Below are 16846 nucleotides of genomic sequence, written 5' to 3'. Positions count from 1 at the left end.
TATAAATTGATAAAGTATATTTTAATCGATAAGAATAAGTATAATTATGGAAGGAGTTTTGTCAAGGAAGCTTGTGGGGAGGGAAAGGCTGAAACTGGGGGTTTTTGCATATCCCCCCGAAACGGTGTACTCGTTTCGGGGGGATATGCAAAAAAACCAACATGGAAAAAAGGCGATCCTGATCCCAAAGCGCTGGCCTGCTATGGGGTTTTGTGGCAAGAGGGCACATACGACGATCCGGTGCGAGATCAAATGTGGTTACGTTTTGTGACGGGCCGTCCCGTGAGTGATATCACGACCCAATTTCTGGACTGGTGCTGTACTCAATTGCAAGCACAAGGCAAGACCGGCTGGTTATTGATCTGGGATAATGCCTCCTGGCATTTGAGCAAGCAGGTGCGCACTTGGATTCGCGAACACAACCTGCAGGTCAAACAAGAAAACACAGGAGTACGCATCCTCCCCTTGTTTTTGCCCACAAAAAGTCCCTGGCTCAACCCAATTGAGCCAAAGTGGGCCCACGGAAAACGTGCTGTTGTTGAACCGAATGCTTTCCTTTCGGCGCATCAACTGGCCGAGCGTGTTTGTGCATATTTTCGTTGTTCTCATGAAACGCATTTGTCGCTGCCTGCTGCCTAAATATGCCTACCTATCAACAACATGGAGAGAAGCCCTATGAGTGATTACTATGAATACGCCATCAATTGCACGTTTTCCTCTTCTCTTGATCCACATCTCCTCGACACCCTTCGCTATCTGGTTCGAACGCACGAGTACGCATTCGACGCGCCATCAGACCATCCTTTTTTTGGGGCTGAAGAATTTGAAGGGCAGCGATACGAAGCATGGCGGGACATCTTGCAGGTTGATCCCGATGAGGAGAGGGGTTATTTTGCTCGGTTTTTTCGTGTTCACTCGTCTCGAACACAATGGTCGACGGCTTCCGAGGCCCCCTACATCCTGAGCTTTCAGATTGCTGTTCACGATGATGCTGAAGGGGATGTTTGGCGGCTATTGCAGTGGTTGGCTACGATTAGCGATTCCCAAGGCTTCGTTGGATACTCCATTCGCCAAGGCCATGGAGTCTCTGAACATCCAAGGCTCTGGTATTTTGAGAACCAGCAACTCGTGTCCCGATAGGCGTCTGGAAAGCGGCCCCAGTGCCCACACTATCAAGAACATGGAGAACAAGCAAGTATGAATGAACATGGATCGGACCATCCTGACCAGCAGAAAGAGGCTCTGCAATACCAGCATTGGCAAGCCGAGTATCAGCTCTGGCGACAAAAGCATCTCCCTCCTACCGACGCCCTTGCGCTCTTGCGATCTGAAGCACGAGAGGTTACTGCGGTCCTACAAGAACCCATGCGCGCATGGATTATGCAGTCCTATGGCTTGTTATTGCCAGATCATATTTTCACCTTCTGGACATTCTGGCTTGGCCTGGGTCCCATTGAACGCGAGGCGATAACTCGCTTCATTTATCCTGCTGGACTCTTTTCTTTTTTTGAAGAAGGTGGACGAGAACGTACTCCCCGCGAGGGACTGGATCATCGGCTTGCTTGGAGATACTACCTCGATCCCCCCGAATTTCTGACGGTCCTGACAGGGGATGCTGACGGACTCCATTATGGACTCTGGTATGATACCCCTCACGCGCTTCCTTCCTTTGTTGCTGGGTACTATTCGCGCGATGCCGACGCCATCAGATATGCTGGTCGAACGTTGTTGGAAGTCCTGCACGCCACAGTTGAGCGAACAGAGCGTGACTGGTATCCTCCTGCCAATGTGAGAGAAGGTGAGGAGGATCTCTTTCCCACCTGGCTCCTGCGTGATGCCATTACGGAGTACGAGACAATAGATCAACGAGAACGAGGAAACGCCTCTCTCGAAGTCTTCATTCACGATGCCCTGCAGGAGCGCCTTGCTACATACAATGGCATTGGCGTCCGTGTCCCTCCTCCTTACAACCAATCTGTTCCTCAACCCTGCCATGTGGTGTATGAAGCTATCAGAAGCGATGCGCCAGAGGTTACAACGTGGATTACTGAGGCAGAGCAGGCGTGTGAGAAAGGTCAACCAGCTTTCGCTCTAGTACTGGGGCATGATTTGCATTGGTTATCAGCAGGCCAGCCTCATCGAGAAGAAGCAGCCTGGCGCCTGCTCACCAGAGCCTACGAGGTTTTGGGATACGATGCCCTTGCCACCATTGCAACACTTCATCATCAACATCGCAACCTCCCCAGTGTACAGATCTACTAATGCTCAACAAGGGAGTGGAGACAGGATCTCCCTGATGGCAGGAACTCTTGCTCCTGCCACCCTATTCCCGAATTGGTCGCTTGAGAATGCACTAGATACTCAAATCTAGTACCAGCCGAATCAGCAAAACAGCCGTGTTGATACTCAGGTAGAACAGTCAAAAATAGCGATGACGAGCAGAAAGTAAGAACAGAAACGGAAAATCATCACTCTGACTGGCCACTTTGCACCTGAATAGTCCGTAAGCAAATGACAAAAACGAACCTGTTCATTGCGCGGTGAGGTGGGGATCACATAGCGGATCTCCACCTCATCCATTGTGACGACCACACGGTCGACGAGCAATTCTACCAACTGCCGTTTCTGCTCAAAGGTGGCCTGAGAGAGGCCGCGATTCATACGTTGACAAAATTCGTTGATCGAACCAGTGATGCTGGCTAATTCCATGTGCTGCTGGACACTCGCTTCAATCTGGCTCGCCTGCATCTCCACTGCCACCAGTCGCTGTTCTACGTCCTGCCGCCGCCGTTTGTATTCTCCTAGAGGAAATGCATCGGCAAGATAGGCCTCAGTCAGTCGTTCCAATTGCCCGCACAGCGTGTTACGTGCTTTGCGGACCTGTGTCCGGCGAGCTTGAAGTTCTTGCGGAAGCCAAGCGCCCGCTTGTGCTCGCTGCAACGCCTGCTCAATAACTACTGGATGTTGCAGCACCTCACAGAGGTCCTGCCAGACAAGTGTATCCAACTGCTCAACTGGAATGAAACGTGCATGACAGCATTCCTCTCGTCGAGAACGGATGGGCCCCTGCTTTCCTCGGCAGACATAGTAGGCATGTCCAGAACTCGTCCGAGCCAAACAGGAAAGGTGACACAGACCACAACTGACCAAGGCACGCAACAGGTACTGATGAGAGGTATTGTTCCGACGGGCAAAGTGCAAATTGTCTGCCAGTTTTGCCTGGACCCAATCAAATTGCTCCTGTGAAACGATAGCTGGCACTTGTCCCACCACAATCCACTCCTGAGAGGGCGTCTCTTGTGTACTGGATCGACGCCCAATAGGTTGCAAAGGGGAAAAACGACGATGTTTCGCGACAACACGTTCTCGACCAGCATACACGGTTCCGGCGTAGACCGGATTCCTCAACATGTCACGTAAGGTCGTCAGGCTCCAATACGACTTTCCATTGGGGGTTGGAATCCCTAGCTGATGTAAGTGCTTGGCGAGTTGCTCCAAGCCATGCCCTTCTTCCAGATAATACGCGAAGATTTCTGCCACATGGATCGCTTCAGGTTCTTGAAGGCGGACTCCTGATGGATCCCGTGGATGATCAGGATCTAAGCGATACCCATAAGGGGGGCGACTCCAGGGAAGCATCGTCCCTGCTCGAAATTTTTGCAGACGACCTCGACGCATCCGTTCAGCAATGAGGGTACGTTCATATTCGGCTACCGCTCCTCGGATTTGCAACAATAACTGATCATGAGGATCCTGACTCATGGGATGCTCCACAAATTCCACCTGACAGCCTCCTCGCTCCAATTCCTCAACGAGGAGGACTTGATGCACATATTTGCGGGCGAGACGATCGGGCGCTGTGATGAGAACCCGATCAAAAATTGCTCTTCCCACCTGATCTCGTAACCGATCTAACCCTGGTCGTTTGAGACTGGCTCCACTGTAGCCATCATCCCGAAAAATCTGGACGTCTTCCCAGAACCAGTTCTTACACTGGCAGTATATCTGTAATCGTTCCAATTGCTGCTCGATGGTCTGTGTCTGAACTTGACGCTGACCCGAGACACGAACATATGCTGCGATGTTCATCGATTTCCTCCTGACTGACTGGCCCCTGTTGCGGGGCATTCGTCCATCGCAGAAGGCATTGGTAGGCCTGATCCCAGCGGGAGAGGGCATGAATATGCTCAACTCCTTGCCGACGGCACTTCCAGTGGCGTTGCTTCATCAGTCCCCTCCACGACGCTAACCAATGATTTCTTTCTCTGTTGAGAAGATACGAGGAGGGAACAAAGAACGTTCTATCATGGGTGATGTGCCAAGCGCCAATGAGAAAGATGAAGCTGAGTATGACGGCTCATACAGAATTTGTCATTTGCTATCATACCATTTGATGACAGCTTCGCGCATTTTAGGCCATCATGGGTAAGATTCCTCTGTCTTCTTTCCAAAATTCATACCCCAGTTGGCCTCCGGGTGAGCGTCATGTTTTTGCAATTGGGCTAGACAAAAGCCCCCTCTTCTGCGAAGATGTGTTCATTCTCAAGAGGGGAAGGGAAAAACATGAGCGAAGAGACTGATCAAGGCTGGCAACAACTCAGCGCACAGATTCTCACCGATATCAAAGCCTGGCGGCGAGACCATCCCAAGGTGACCTTACGTGAGATTGAACAGGAAGTGCATCAGCGCCTGAGTCGACTGGAAGCCCAAGTGATTCAAGATGCAGCTCAAGCAAGTGCGCAACGTGACTGGAGTGGTACCTCAGCCCAAGAGCGCCCCACCTGTCCCGTGTGTGGCACCCCACTGCAAGCCCGTGGGAAACGACCCCGCCGTCTGCAAGGAGCAGGAGGACAAGAGATCACGCTCAGCAGAACGTACGGAACTTGCCCCACGTGTGGGACAGGGCTTTTTCCCCCTCGATGAGGAGTTAGCTCTCCCAAGAGGGAGGAACTTGACATCGTTGCAACACGAGCATCTGGTCCATCTTTCGAGCTGGATGCCTTTTGCGCGAGCTGCTGAGATGATGCAACGTCTGCTCGGGGTTCAGGTCAGTGAAGCGAGCGCGCGTCGACAGAGTGAGCAGGCAGGTGCCTTGGCCCTGGCGGTGCAAACGGTTCTGGCCTCGGAACCTTTCGCCTCGTCACCATCTGTGAGCAAGCCTACCAAGCGCCTGGCCATCAGCGCCGATGGGGCCTATGTGCCTTTGCTCAAAGGGCAGTGGGCAGAGGTTCGAACGGTGGCTTTTGGAGAAGTCGAACCCTCCACCAGTCCGGCTGGAGCACAAGAGGTCACGGTCAGTCATCTCTCCTATTTTTCTCGCATGTGTGATGCTCAGACCTTTGCGACCTTGGCTGATGTGGAGATGCGAGAGCGAGGGGTCCGGCAGGCTCAAGAAATCGGAGCAGTCACTGATGGTGCCGAGTGGTTGCAGGGCTTCCTCGATCTCCACTGTCCCCAAGCGTTGCGCATCTTGGATTTTCCTCATGCAGCAGAGCATCTCCATCTGCTCATCCAAGCGCTCCAACAAGCCGGCCTCGTTCTGCCTGACGACCTGCTGGAGCGTGCCTGCCATCGACTCAAACATCGAGGTCCCCGTTTGCTCATCTGGCTGCTTGCTCGTTTACCAGCTCAGATCGCCCAACAGGAAGGGGTGCGTGAACAGGTCGGCTATTTTCTCAAACGCGAAGCCTTGATGCAGTATCCCCAGTTTCAAGCCGCAGGCTGGCCGATTGGGTCAGGGATGGTGGAAAGCGCCAATAAAGTGGTGGTGCAAGCCCGCCTCAAAGGAGCAGGTATGCATTGGGAGCCCAGTCATGTCAATCCCATGCTCACCTTACGCAACGCCGTCTGTAATGAGCGATGGGATCTCTGCTGGCAAGAGATTGAGCGGGAGCAACTCCGTCACCGGGAGCAGCGTCGCAACGAGCGAGCGACACCTCGTCTTGAGCAGATGGTCTCTTCCTTGATGCTCTCGCTCCTTCGCTTTCGTTCCCCTACTCCCAAGCCACTTCCCCCTCCCCCTCGTCCAATGGCACCTGCTGCCACCTTACCTGGTTCCTCACGCCCTTCAACCCATCATCCATGGAAACGAGTGTTGGCTTGTCGTCCCAAATCCATTGCAAAAAGATGACGCTCACCCTTGGCCTCCCTGCGTCATCGGTTTTTGTCAAAAAGTGTGCTATACTTGAGAAATGTGTGACTTTTGGCATAAAATGGCCGCCAAAAACGGCATAACTTAGCCGATAAGCAGGAGCATTCAAGCTCAATAGCGGCTGTGTTAAAACAGCATAAAGTGGCCGGTTGTGCAGAAATCAAGCATAACTTGGCCGCAAGTACAGATTTTGCCAGTGCGTTTGATCGGCTCCTGAAGCCAATTGAGTATTCAAGGATTATCGAGATATCTGCAAAGCGGCTTGTCTGGCTGGTCAAATCCGAATGGGAAGTATTGCCGGAATGCCGAAATGTGGCCAGGGCGGCCAGGTTATACCGAGAGTCACAAAATGAGCGTCTCTGTTAGTCTATCTGGAACCACCACAGTGAAATTTCCAACCCGCTTTTTCAGGCGTTTTCGTCGTTTGCAGTGGAAGCTGACCATCTTTTATACGCTCTCTACGGTGCTGGTCCTGTCTCTGCTTGAAATTATCACTGCCCTGCTCCTCCTTGGTTTCGTCACCGCGAACGCGACTGGTCTTCTCGCGACTCAGGTCGGTATTGCAGGGCAAAACATCGGCTCGAACTTCACTGGTCCGCTGGTGAATCGCGCAACCTTATCCCAAGCCTTGAAAGAATGGCGACAGGGAAGCGGCACTGAATTCCAGGGATTTATCGCAGCTCTCGATTCGAGCGGTCACGTCCTGGCGGCATTTGGAGACCATGCGCCGGCAGAAAACTCCGATCTCCTGCGAGCAGTATCTCCTGGCATACAACAGCAGATCCGAGAGGCACTCGCGGTTACTCCTGCAACGGTTACGAATCTCAGTACCTCTACCTATGAGGAAAAGGGCACCGTCTCGATAGTCGCTCCGATGGTCAGCGAACAAAAAATCAGGGGCGTTCTGCTAGTAATAGCTCAGCACGTGCAGTTTCACTCTGACAACCTCTGGGAATATGCGCCAGCCTTCCTCTTTTATGGCGGCGGAAGCCTCCTGATCTTCTTTGTTGGGGCGGGAATCATTGGGCTTGTCTTTGGAGTAGTGACGGCCCACGGCCTGGTGCGCCGTCTCAAGCGTATCCTCGCTTCGGTGGATGGCTGGGGGCGGGGAGATTTCTCGACGCTGGTGCTCGATACATCCAACGATGAGTTGGGACAACTGGCACTGCGACTCAATCACATGGCAGAACAATTACGCGACCTGCTTCACACGCGCCAGAGCCTGGCCCAGCTGCAAGAGCGCAACCGTCTGGCTCGCGAACTACACGATAGCGTGAAACAACAGATATTTGCGCTCTCGATCTGGGTGAGAAACACCAAAGGTTTAATCGGGCATGACGAGGAAGCAGCGCGCCAGCAAATAAATGAAGCTGAACAGGTGATTCGTCAGACGCAGCAAGAACTGACCGCGCTTATTCGCGAATTGCGCCCGGTGGCGCTCTCTGATAAAAATCTGGCGCAGGCGTTGCAAGAGTATGCCCATACATGGCAGAAGCAAACAGGCATCAGCGTGACATTTGAGGGAAGTGAAGCACAACTGGCGTCTCCGAATATTGAAGAGGCGTTCTTTCGGATTGCGCAGGAGGCCCTGACAAATGTGGCTCGACATAGCCAGGCCAGCGCTGTGACGCTCCGACTAGCAGTTGGCGAGGTCGTAACCCTCTCGATCAGCGATAATGGCCGTGGCTTTGATGTCAGGCAAGCAAATCAGCAGGGGGTTGGCCTCTCTTCCATGCGCGAGCGTATCCAGGCCTTGCGTGGGCATATCGAAATCCAGAGCGAAGAAGGCCAGGGAACGATGATTACGCTCCAATGTGAGCAGCAGCACGAAGGAAACACGCTCAAATCTCTTTGAAAGGGAGAAAGCATATGGCAGAGAGAGAGCCTATCACCATTCTGATTGTAGATGATCACGCGATTGTGCGGCAGGGCCTGAGAGCGCTGTTCGCGCTCCAACCTGATTGCAAAGTCGTTGGCGAAGCCGATTCGGGTGAAGCCGCGGTGTCCATGGCGGCTTTGCTGGTGCCCGATATTATTCTCATGGACCTGGTGATGCCTGGCCTCGATGGCGTCGAAGCCACCCGGCGCGTCAAACAGGCCAGCCCTCGTTCCCAGGTGATTGTGCTCACCTCGTTTCATGAAGACGCGCAGATTTTTCCCGCGCTCCGCGCTGGTGCCCTCTCTTACCTCCTGAAAGACGTCGATCCTGACGAGTTGGTGGAGACGGTGCGCAGAGCAGTGCGCGGCGAGTCGGTGCTACACCCTCAGGTGGCGGCGCGCGTGGTACATGAACTGCGGAAATCAAAGCAGACCTCCACCAATCCCTTCGCAGAACTGAGCGAACGCGAACTCGACGTCCTGCGCCTGATCGCAGATGGGCGTTCTAATGCCGAGATTGCCTCGCGGCTGAGTATTAGCGAAAAAACGGTGAAAGGCCACGTGAGCAATATCCTGAGCAAGCTGTATCTCCTGGATCGCACCCAGGCAGCTGTGTTTGCCTGGCAACAGGGACTCATGCGCCGGGACGAAAAGGCCACCAACAACAAAATGCGCGATGAATGAGCTAGTTTCCCTCAAAACAGGACTTCAGACGCATTCTCAAAACAAGACTTCAGACGCATCCGCAATTGCCATTTTCCTTGTATCATTCTCTCCAGGAAAGAGAATTTGATCGAAAATCAGATAAAGTGATGATATACATCTATCACTCCTGGTATTAATCACAATGAAACAAGGAGAAAATATGCAACAATTGTTTGATAAAAACGCAAAAGCAGTATCTGTCAGGGTGCCATGGTGGGCAGCGGGAGCGTCGTACGCGTCCTGTGGCTGGGCCTTGCTGGTCGCCATCGTGCATTTCTACTGGGCCAGCGGCGGAAACGCCTGGCTTGCCGCGTCCCCACTTCTCCAGAGTCAACAGATTTCCCAGGCTGCTTCTCTCTGGTTCCGCGCGGCCTGTTGGGGCCTTGGAGGAGTGAGCCTCGTGGCGTGCCTGATCGCGCTCGCGCTGGTCCAGTCATGGGGACGCAGGTTGCCTCGCGTCCCGTTGCTTCTCTTCACCTGGGGAACATGTTTGATCCTCTTGTATGAAGCAAATCTCTCAACCTTTGGTGGCCTGGCTCTCGATATCGTCGCTCAGAAACCGTTCAATGGAGGCTTCCTGATGCGAGAAGTTGCCGAGGTGGGAGCTTTCCTCTGGCTGGTGATGGCGCTTCTCGCCCAGCGCAGCCTCCGAAGCGCGTGTCTTACCTGCGGACGAACAGACGCCCCTCCATCGCAGACATGGTTACGCGTTGCGACGATCTCCGGCTATGTCTCCTGCATTCCAGCAGCGCTTTACGGACTTCTGAAAATCTTGTGGTCACTGGGTATTGCCATCGGCTTTCGTAATCCGGCCCAGGCCATCTCGCAGGGTCTGGTAGGCGAGTTTGATGGCTCATTTGTCCTGTCCGCCATTGCCATTGTGACTGCTCTGGCGCTGGTGCAGCCCTGGGGCGAACGGCTTGGCCGCATAACGCGCTGGGTACCGATGTGTATCGCCTTCGGGACGTGCGGGCTGTCGATCTCGGTTGGCGTCATGGGATCAGAAGAAGCCCTGGCCGCCGCCCTTGGCCTTCAAGCATTGCCCGTGCATGTACTCCCATCGCTTGGTTTCGTCTATCCCAATTTTTTACTCTGGGGTATCACCCTCGGTCTGGCGCTTATCGCCTACATCAACAAGACAAACGGATACTGTAAACGGTGCGGTCGTGGAAGCCGTGACGTGGCGCACGGCGGAAACATATCGCCAGCTCTCACACAATGGACAGCATATGCAGCCTGCGCCTGGGCGCTCCTGTGCGCAGGACTTTTCGCCTCTGCGACCTTGAACCAGAGCACGGTTTTCGGGCTCATCTTGATCACAGGCATCGCAGAGGGAATATGGGCCGTACCTGTGCTGCTTGCTCTTCTCCTGTGTCTCGCGGGAGTGCTGGTCCCTCTCGCGTTTAGCCAGTCCCTGCGCCAGAAATGTCCGCGCTGGCTGCTCCTCATCCTGACGTGGGCAGGCGCAGCACTCCTGGCCCTGCACGCGCTGAATGATTTCCTCGCGGTTGGCTTATTCACTGACCTGGAACGTTTCAAGCGCGCGACGCATATGGGCCTGGTAGCGCCAGCGACATTTCTCGGCCTGTGGTTTCTTATCGGGAGTGTGCTCTTCTGTGCTGTTGCCTGGAACTACCGGCGTCAGTCTCCCTTCTCCAGGGCAAAAAAACAGCACGTTTCCAACCTCGTAGGATGAAGTTGACCGGGTTCTCATATTCCGGGGCCGCGAACCAGGAAGGCCGCCTCTAACGCTTCGAGCGCGAAATGGCGGCTTTCCTTAACAGCATTCTGTTTTACTGGCGAGTGTGAGAGACAAAAGGAAAGCGATAAGATGTTCCCTGCCACCACGCCTGAACCATAGGTGCATTTTGGAAAGAAGTGAGTGGAATCTTACCCATGATGCTAGTGGTTCTCGATGCACACGCTCTGCCTTTTGCCTAAAGAATGGGTTCCTATGTGACTGAAGGAGAGCTGCTTTCAACAGGGCAATTGCCCAAAAATCAACAGCTTATTTCCAAAGAAACCATGCGGCGCAGCCGCACCACCCGGCATGAAAACGGAGTAGACTACAAGGGAGAAGGGAGGCAATGAGAGGACGGGTGTAAATTTAATGCCAGAGAGCTTGCTTCTCAAAGATGTACCCAGGTGCCTGGCCGAACCAGGCCCTTGAGTATTAACGGACCGGAATACCACGCTAAGCATTTAGGGGGGGGTTGCATATCCCCCCGAAACGAGTACACCGTTTCGGGGGGGTTGCATATCCCCCCGAAACGAGTACACCGTTTCGGGGGGATATGCAAAAAAAACCATGTTTGCCGCCCATGGATATACCCGTATGCAAGAAAAGTGTGCCCAGCTCGTTGCCAGCCTGAGACAACTCATCGCCGCCCTAGAGGAGCTACGCCATGACCTCATCGTCAAGATCCCAGAAATCGAATATTGAAGGACTGCGAAAAGCAGCCAAACAGAAGGCAGAGGAAACATCAAGACGTGCAGAAGAAGCGCTCAGCCTCCTGCTTTCACAACACCGTCCCGTTACCTTCAAGGCCGTTGCTGAAACGGCACAGATTTCAACCGCCTGGTTGTACGCACACGAGGATATCAAGATGCGGATTATCCATCTCCGTTCCCAGCAGGTTCCCAAAGCTCAAGTTATCGTCCCCCTCAAGAGCCAAGCTTCCTCTTCCTCGAAAGATACAGTGATTGCAGCCTTGCAAAAGCGGGTTCGTGAGCAAGCGGAAAAAATCAAAGAACTCGAAAAGCAACTGGAAGTAGCCTACAGCTCTCTCTACCAACGCTAAGGTGGCTACTCCACAAGGCTTCCCATCGTCATGGAGTTGTTTGTGCGACCTTGTCAAGTTTCTCTTTCTGGCATACACTTTGTCGAGATTGATGAGTCAGAAGTATGTTCGTCGGGCCGTGCTCGACAAAGATGAAGGAAGCACAAAAACCGATGCAGTCTCAGAATACCTCTTCCTCTCAGTATGAGGTTCATGTTGAACGCCAGGTTTCCATCCCTATGACAGATGGAACCATCCTGCGCGCTGATGTCTATCGACCCAGTAACCCGGGGTGCTATCCTGTTCTGATTGAACGAGTTGCTTACGAATTAGCAGAACGGTGCCGATATGCCGGCGAATATTACGCCAGCCGTGGCTATGTGGTCGTTGGGCAAAATGTCCGAGGACGCTTTGCATCCGAGGGCGACTTCATTCCGTTTCGGGATGATGGATGGAGTGAGCATCGAGACGGATATGACACGATCCTCTGGGCAGGAAAACAACCCTGGTCAAATGGGGTAGTGGGCATGCTGGATGGCTCCTACTCTGGTGGGACACAATATTTACTCACCCCAACACAACCCGATTTTCTCAAGGCCCTGTTCGTGCGCGAGGGCATGTCAGATATTTACCACGACTTTGTTTTCCGAGGGGGCGCTTACCAATTAGCATTGCACAGAGGATGGGCTATCAATGCAACGCTTGCGCACTTGCGACAAAACGTCCTTCCTAAGACGGCATCAGCGCTCGCCCTGTTGGAGCAGGCAGCCAAAAATGTGGATGATTGGCATCGCCATCTTCCTCTCACCGCCTGTCCTCCTCTGGAAGGACTCGCTGACTGGTATTTTGCCGATCTCGCCCACTCGGAGGATGGGCCATATTGGTGGCCGACCAGCCTTTCGCAGCGCTTTCACGAGGTAAATGTGCCAATCCTGCACCTAGGAGGCTGGTTTGACGTGTTTCTGGGGAGTACGCTTCGGTGTTTCCAGGGTATCCGAGCAAAAGGCAAAACAGAGGAGTGCCGGTCGAATCAGCGACTCATCATTGGTCCCTGGATACATGGCCCGAATCAAATTGGAGAGCCTGTCGTCGGCGAACTCAACTTCGGACCGCAGGCCGCTTTCGATCTCTTTGACTATCGTCTTCACTGGTATGATTACTGGCTCAAACAGGTGCCGAACGGGATCATGGATGGCCCAGCAGTGCGTGTGTTCCTGATGGGCATCAATCGATGGGTGGAGGCCGAGTCCTGGCCGCTGCCAGATACGACCTACCAGCCGATGTATCTCCAGGCAGGATCTGGACAAACAGCTGCTTCTCTCAACAACGGACTTCTTGCTTTTGAGCAACCAGCCTCGGATGAGCAAGCAGAGAGCTTCCTCTACGATCCAATGGCTCCAATCGAGAGTCTGTTGACCTATCCCTTTCTCGGCCCAAAAGATCATCGCTCTATCGAGGGACAGATGCTCACCTATACTTCACATCCCCTTGAGCAGGATCTGACAGTGATTGGACCAGTGAAAGCAGTCCTCTACGGCACATCTTCAGCTCCAGATACCGACTGGGTGGTGCGCCTCTGCGATGTCTGGCCAGATGGGCGTTCCATGTCTGTCTGCGATGGGATTTTGCGGGCACGCTATCGGGATTCCTTGACGGAGCCTACACTGATGCATCCAGGGCAAATTTATCGCTTTGAGATCGACCTCCAGGCAACAGCGCAAGTCTTTCAAGCAGGTCACCGACTCCGAGTCGAGGTAACCAGTAGTGACTTTCCCCGCTATGATCGGAATCTGAACACAGGGGAAGCGTTTGACACGGGAGACCGCGGGCAGGTTGCCAACAACACGGTGTTCTCTGGTGGGTCAAGAGCGTCTCATATCCTCTTACCCATTTGTTCACTGTAACGAACAGGTCTGCCTTACTTATCCCGGCATTGGATAGGTGGTAAATGACATCCGACATGAGCGGATTTTGCCCGCCGACTTGAGCACTTGCCCGCCAATATGAGCAGCAGAGCCATCAGGCGCAAATGAAGCCGCTCTCCAAGCCAAGAGGTGTGTACTGTTTCTGTCAATGAGAGTCGCTCAAGATTCAACGTCATGCTGGTACTCAATGCTCGGACGGTCTTCTCGTACCAGCAGCATTCAAGCCAGTAGCTTGTGATCTGTCCGAGCGATTCAGCCCATTTTGCTCATCATTGAGCGCAGGTGTTGGATGCAAGAGAACACCCTCCCACTGACCCTTTTCCTGCTCAGATAGATTGGTTGCAACCCTTTCCTCGTTCCGCTTCGTTGGGCAATCTGGTCGCTTTACTGCTTACCGTGAGACTAATCATGGCAAACCGACGCGTGGTTGGATTGCCATGATTAGTCTCCACGGTCGCCACTACAAACACTGGTTGGGTGTGACTGACCGCTTGACTATCGACCATCTGGAACGGATGGCGGCCCACCTCCAATCTCGCCTGACGACGCTCTAATTGCTACTCTGCCCAAACAGGTAAAAAACGAGCATAATTAGCACAGTACAATAGAGATTGCTAGCGAACGAAGTAATATGTTGCTTACATTGAAGCGATAAATATGCTACACTCATTTTTAGCAATTGTGCCAATTGATTGCTAAACATCGGCAGCATGTTGTTCATGCGCGCTCACAATCTGCGCGAGAAGGCTGTTCCACCTTTCGCTTTCCAGAGGAAGACAGAGCAAAGCACGACGACATCCCAAGAGAAAAAGGAAGGATACCCTCTTTTGAATGAACAATGGTTACACGACTACACCGTCCTGGTGTTGAGGCTGCAAAAAGCCGTTGATGCGCGCACATCCTACGAACCAGTTGAGGAATATCTGCCGCCGGAATGGTATGAGCAGGTGCAGCATGAGCCTGTTCAGTTGGGAGAGACGCTTGTACGCGATACGCAGGCGTTGATGGATACCCTCTCTCAGCAGCATTTTGAGCCACAACGGGCCGCGTATCTGGCGAAGTTGCTGGGTGCGTTGGAAACGGTCAGCCGTCGTTTGCAGGGTGAGCGCCTCTCGCTGCAGGAGGAGATCCTGCGCTGCTATGATCTTCACATCGATTGGCTGCCCGAGAGCATCTTTGAACAGGCACATGCGATCTATGATGAAGCGCTGCCTGGAAACGGCAGCATTGCTTCCCGCTTCCAGCAATGGAAAGCGGCTTTCACGTTGCCGCCAGAGAAAGCTCATATGTTGCCTCTTTTTCTCCAGCGTGGCCTGGACGAGGTTCGGCGACGCACCCAGGAACTTGTTCCCCTGCCAGCGGATGAGCAGGTAGAGATTCAGCCGGTGATTGATCGGCCTATACGAGCGATAGCCTGTTATCTGGGGAATCATCGCTCGCGCATTTATCTTAATCCTGCGGTGCCTTTTCCGCTCACCGATCTTTTCTATGTGTTGTGCCATGAGGGCTATCCCGGCCACCTCGCGGAGGCCGTGTTCAAAGACGAGGCCCTCATTCAGCAGCGAGGGTATCTTGAACAGCGGGTGGGATTCCTGTCCACACCGCCGTTTGTGATCAGTGAGGGTTTGGCTCTCCTCGCGCATGAGATGCTCTTCGCCCCTGGAGAAGCGGAGCAGTGGCTGGCTGAACATATCTATCCAGAAGCGGGCATATCTCCCGACGGGAGCGACCTGACGAAGATCCAGCGCGCCACGGATCTCTTGTTTGGTGTGTCGTGCAACGCTGTCTGGCTCTTGAGCGAAGGACGCACGGAGACCGAAGTGAAAGATTATCTGATGCGTTACGCGCTCATGGACGAAGAGGCGGCGCAGCGCCAGCTTGCCTCACTACAGCGGCCACTCCGCGAGACCTACATTTTCACCTACTTCTATGGTCGTCGGCTGCTCGAACCAATCCTGCGAGGACCACAGCGCCGCGAGCGCCTGCATCAGTTGCTCACCCAGCAGATTCTGCCATCTGATCTAGAAGAAAGGTCACAGTAACTCGTGGAGACGGAGCTTTGCGCCTCCGTCTCTGCATACAGGGATGATGGGGAGCCAGCACATCCAAACCTTAGCGTACACTTTTCAAGTTTGGATACGCTGACCCCAGATACAATCCAGCCAGGCCCCGAAAAACTGCTCACACATTTCGGGGCCTTTTCTTTCCAAATGGTCCGTTGCTCCTAGAAAATCTTGCCATTTGGTTGTCTCTCAGGTACTCTTGGAGGAGACAAATGTTCTATCAAAGAGCATGACCGGAAAAGACTTTCGGCTCGTAATGAATTGGAAAGGAGACCATCATGAAATTTCTTCTCACGTCTAGCGGCATCTCCAACGACAGCATTCACAAAGCCCTGGTTGAGTCTCTGGGCAAACCGATCGCCGAGTCCAGCGCCCTCGTCATTCCCACTGCGTGGTACGCCTACCCCGGTGGTCTTGCCGGAGTCTACCAGCTGATCCACGGAGTGGCCAAGAGCCCCTTTTGCGAATTGGGGTGGAAGTCGTTGGGAGTACTGGAGCTCACCGCTCTCCCCAGTATCAAGAAAGAGAATTGGGTCCCTCTGGTCCAAGAGGTTGACGCCTTGCTGGTTGGAGGAGGTGAGGTGTTTTATCTGTGCTATTGGATGTGGCAATCGGGATTGGCGGACCTCTTGCCGACGCTGCGGCGCGAGGCAGTCTATGTGGGGCTGAGCGGTGGGAGTATGGTGGTCACCCCCCCCATCGGAGTCTACGACGACCCTCAATTGACGGAGAGCCGCAGCGACAGAATGCTGGGACTGGTTGACTTTACGTTGCTTCCGCACCTGGATGCCGACTATCTGCCGGACAACTCCATGGCCGACGCAGAAAGATGGGCCGCCGGGATACCAGTACCGGCGTATGCGATCGACGATCAGACCGCCATCAAAGTGATCGACGGAGCAGTCGAAGTTGTCTCCGAAGGCCATTGGAAACGGTTTGTGCCTTAGCTCAATCCGTCCGCAAGTCGGCTTCCCCACTGGTTTGTTGACTCCGGATTTCGCTGTAAGCGGCACATCGTCACGCTGTGTGGGATGAGGTCGGCCTTGCCGCTTTGGTCGTTTCAGGCTCGGAGCGATCCCACACGGCGTGACGATGTGCCGTTTTTTTGACGAGAACGCGTCGCCTGATCCGTCAGGTTATTTCCATTGATTTCAGCCAACACCCTAGATATGGAGCGGTTTGCCCAGGTACGGTTCTCCAAGTGCTCATATTGGAGGGCAAGTGCTTATGTTGGAGGGCTAAACCTGCTCACATCGGAGGACATTTACTAATAGGTAAGGCGCTGCCGTTGTGAGTATATCAACAAGGCATGAGATGGCATATCAGGTGGCTTCAGCTAAAAGC

At 53.6% G+C, this 16846-nt stretch carries 13 protein-coding genes and 2 pseudogenes; 13 read left to right on the top strand and 2 right to left on the bottom strand.

Annotation, left to right across the window (positions count from 1 at the left end):
• Positions 1 to 6 precede the first annotated feature (6 nt).
• From KRAC_RS57500 to KRAC_RS57490, 3 genes are read left to right on the top strand one after another with little or no spacing between them, the layout of a single operon-like run.
• Positions 7 to 639: a transposase gene (locus KRAC_RS57500; RefSeq protein WP_244422639.1), complete on the top strand. Its 633-nt coding sequence runs from the start codon at positions 7 to 9 to the stop codon at positions 637 to 639.
• A 36-nt stretch (positions 640 to 675) separates the two neighbouring features.
• Positions 676 to 1140 (top strand): hypothetical protein, encoded by a 465-nt coding sequence (locus KRAC_RS57495; protein ID WP_007922833.1) that lies wholly within the window; start codon positions 676 to 678, stop codon positions 1138 to 1140.
• A 57-nt stretch (positions 1141 to 1197) separates the two neighbouring features.
• Entirely contained in the window at positions 1198 to 2262 is a 1065-nt protein-coding gene (locus KRAC_RS57490; RefSeq protein ID WP_007922832.1) for an ADP-ribosylation family protein, read from the top strand.
• Positions 2263 to 2406: 144 nt separating this feature from the next.
• On the opposite strand, the gene KRAC_RS57485 is transcribed toward KRAC_RS57490, so the two are convergent.
• The gene (locus KRAC_RS57485) at positions 2407 to 4089 is read right to left on the bottom strand and encodes a recombinase family protein (RefSeq protein WP_007922831.1); all 1683 of its coding nucleotides are present in this window, start codon (positions 4087 to 4089) and stop codon (positions 2407 to 2409) included.
• Between KRAC_RS57485 and KRAC_RS73400 the strand changes: the two genes are divergently transcribed.
• From KRAC_RS73400 to KRAC_RS57440, 10 genes and pseudogenes are all read left to right on the top strand, one after another.
• Positions 4082 to 4249, top strand: coding sequence for a hypothetical protein (locus tag KRAC_RS73400; protein ID WP_157506249.1), 168 nt, complete (start codon positions 4082 to 4084; stop codon positions 4247 to 4249). The genes KRAC_RS57485 and KRAC_RS73400 overlap by 8 nt on opposite strands.
• 471 nt (positions 4250 to 4720) lie before the next feature.
• Positions 4721 to 6130, top strand: coding sequence for an ISKra4-like element ISKra2 family transposase (locus KRAC_RS57475; protein WP_007905642.1), 1410 nt, complete (start codon positions 4721 to 4723; stop codon positions 6128 to 6130).
• 406 nt (positions 6131 to 6536) lie between these two features.
• Positions 6537 to 8006: a HAMP domain-containing sensor histidine kinase gene (locus tag KRAC_RS57470; RefSeq protein WP_211221553.1), complete on the top strand. Its 1470-nt coding sequence runs from the start codon at positions 6537 to 6539 to the stop codon at positions 8004 to 8006.
• 14 nt (positions 8007 to 8020) lie between these two features.
• Entirely contained in the window at positions 8021 to 8713 is a 693-nt protein-coding gene (locus tag KRAC_RS57465) for a response regulator (protein ID WP_007922828.1), read from the top strand.
• A 181-nt stretch (positions 8714 to 8894) separates the two neighbouring features.
• A complete protein-coding gene (locus KRAC_RS57460; RefSeq protein WP_007922827.1) occupies positions 8895 to 10430 on the top strand; it encodes a DUF3995 domain-containing protein in 1536 nt (511 codons plus the stop codon).
• A 709-nt stretch (positions 10431 to 11139) separates the two neighbouring features.
• On the top strand, positions 11140 to 11535 hold the full coding sequence (locus KRAC_RS57455; RefSeq protein ID WP_040448573.1) for a DUF6262 family protein: 396 nt from the start codon (positions 11140 to 11142) through the stop codon (positions 11533 to 11535).
• 152 nt (positions 11536 to 11687) lie between these two features.
• A complete protein-coding gene (locus KRAC_RS57450) occupies positions 11688 to 13418 on the top strand; it encodes a CocE/NonD family hydrolase (protein WP_052569422.1) in 1731 nt (576 codons plus the stop codon).
• A 356-nt stretch (positions 13419 to 13774) separates the two neighbouring features.
• A complete protein-coding gene (locus KRAC_RS73395; protein WP_157508336.1) occupies positions 13775 to 13993 on the top strand; it encodes a hypothetical protein in 219 nt (72 codons plus the stop codon).
• Positions 13994 to 14266: 273 nt separating this feature from the next.
• Entirely contained in the window at positions 14267 to 15481 is a 1215-nt protein-coding gene (locus KRAC_RS57445) for a hypothetical protein (protein WP_007922824.1), read from the top strand.
• 299 nt (positions 15482 to 15780) lie between these two features.
• Positions 15781 to 16353, top strand: a pseudogene (locus tag KRAC_RS57440) (Type 1 glutamine amidotransferase-like domain-containing protein); the annotation flags it as partial.
• A gap of 3 nt (positions 16354 to 16356) precedes the next feature.
• On the opposite strand, the pseudogene KRAC_RS80660 reads toward KRAC_RS57440, so the two are convergent.
• Positions 16357 to 16449: pseudogene (locus tag KRAC_RS80660) on the bottom strand (IS5/IS1182 family transposase); the annotation flags it as partial.
• Between the last annotated feature and the right edge of the window lie 397 nt (positions 16450 to 16846).

Origin of the sequence: Ktedonobacter racemifer DSM 44963 (assembly GCF_000178855.1) — a bacterium.
GTDB classification, from domain to species: Bacteria; Chloroflexota; Ktedonobacteria; order Ktedonobacterales; family Ktedonobacteraceae; genus Ktedonobacter; species Ktedonobacter racemifer.
This window is presented reverse-complemented; position numbering and strand designations above follow the sequence as displayed.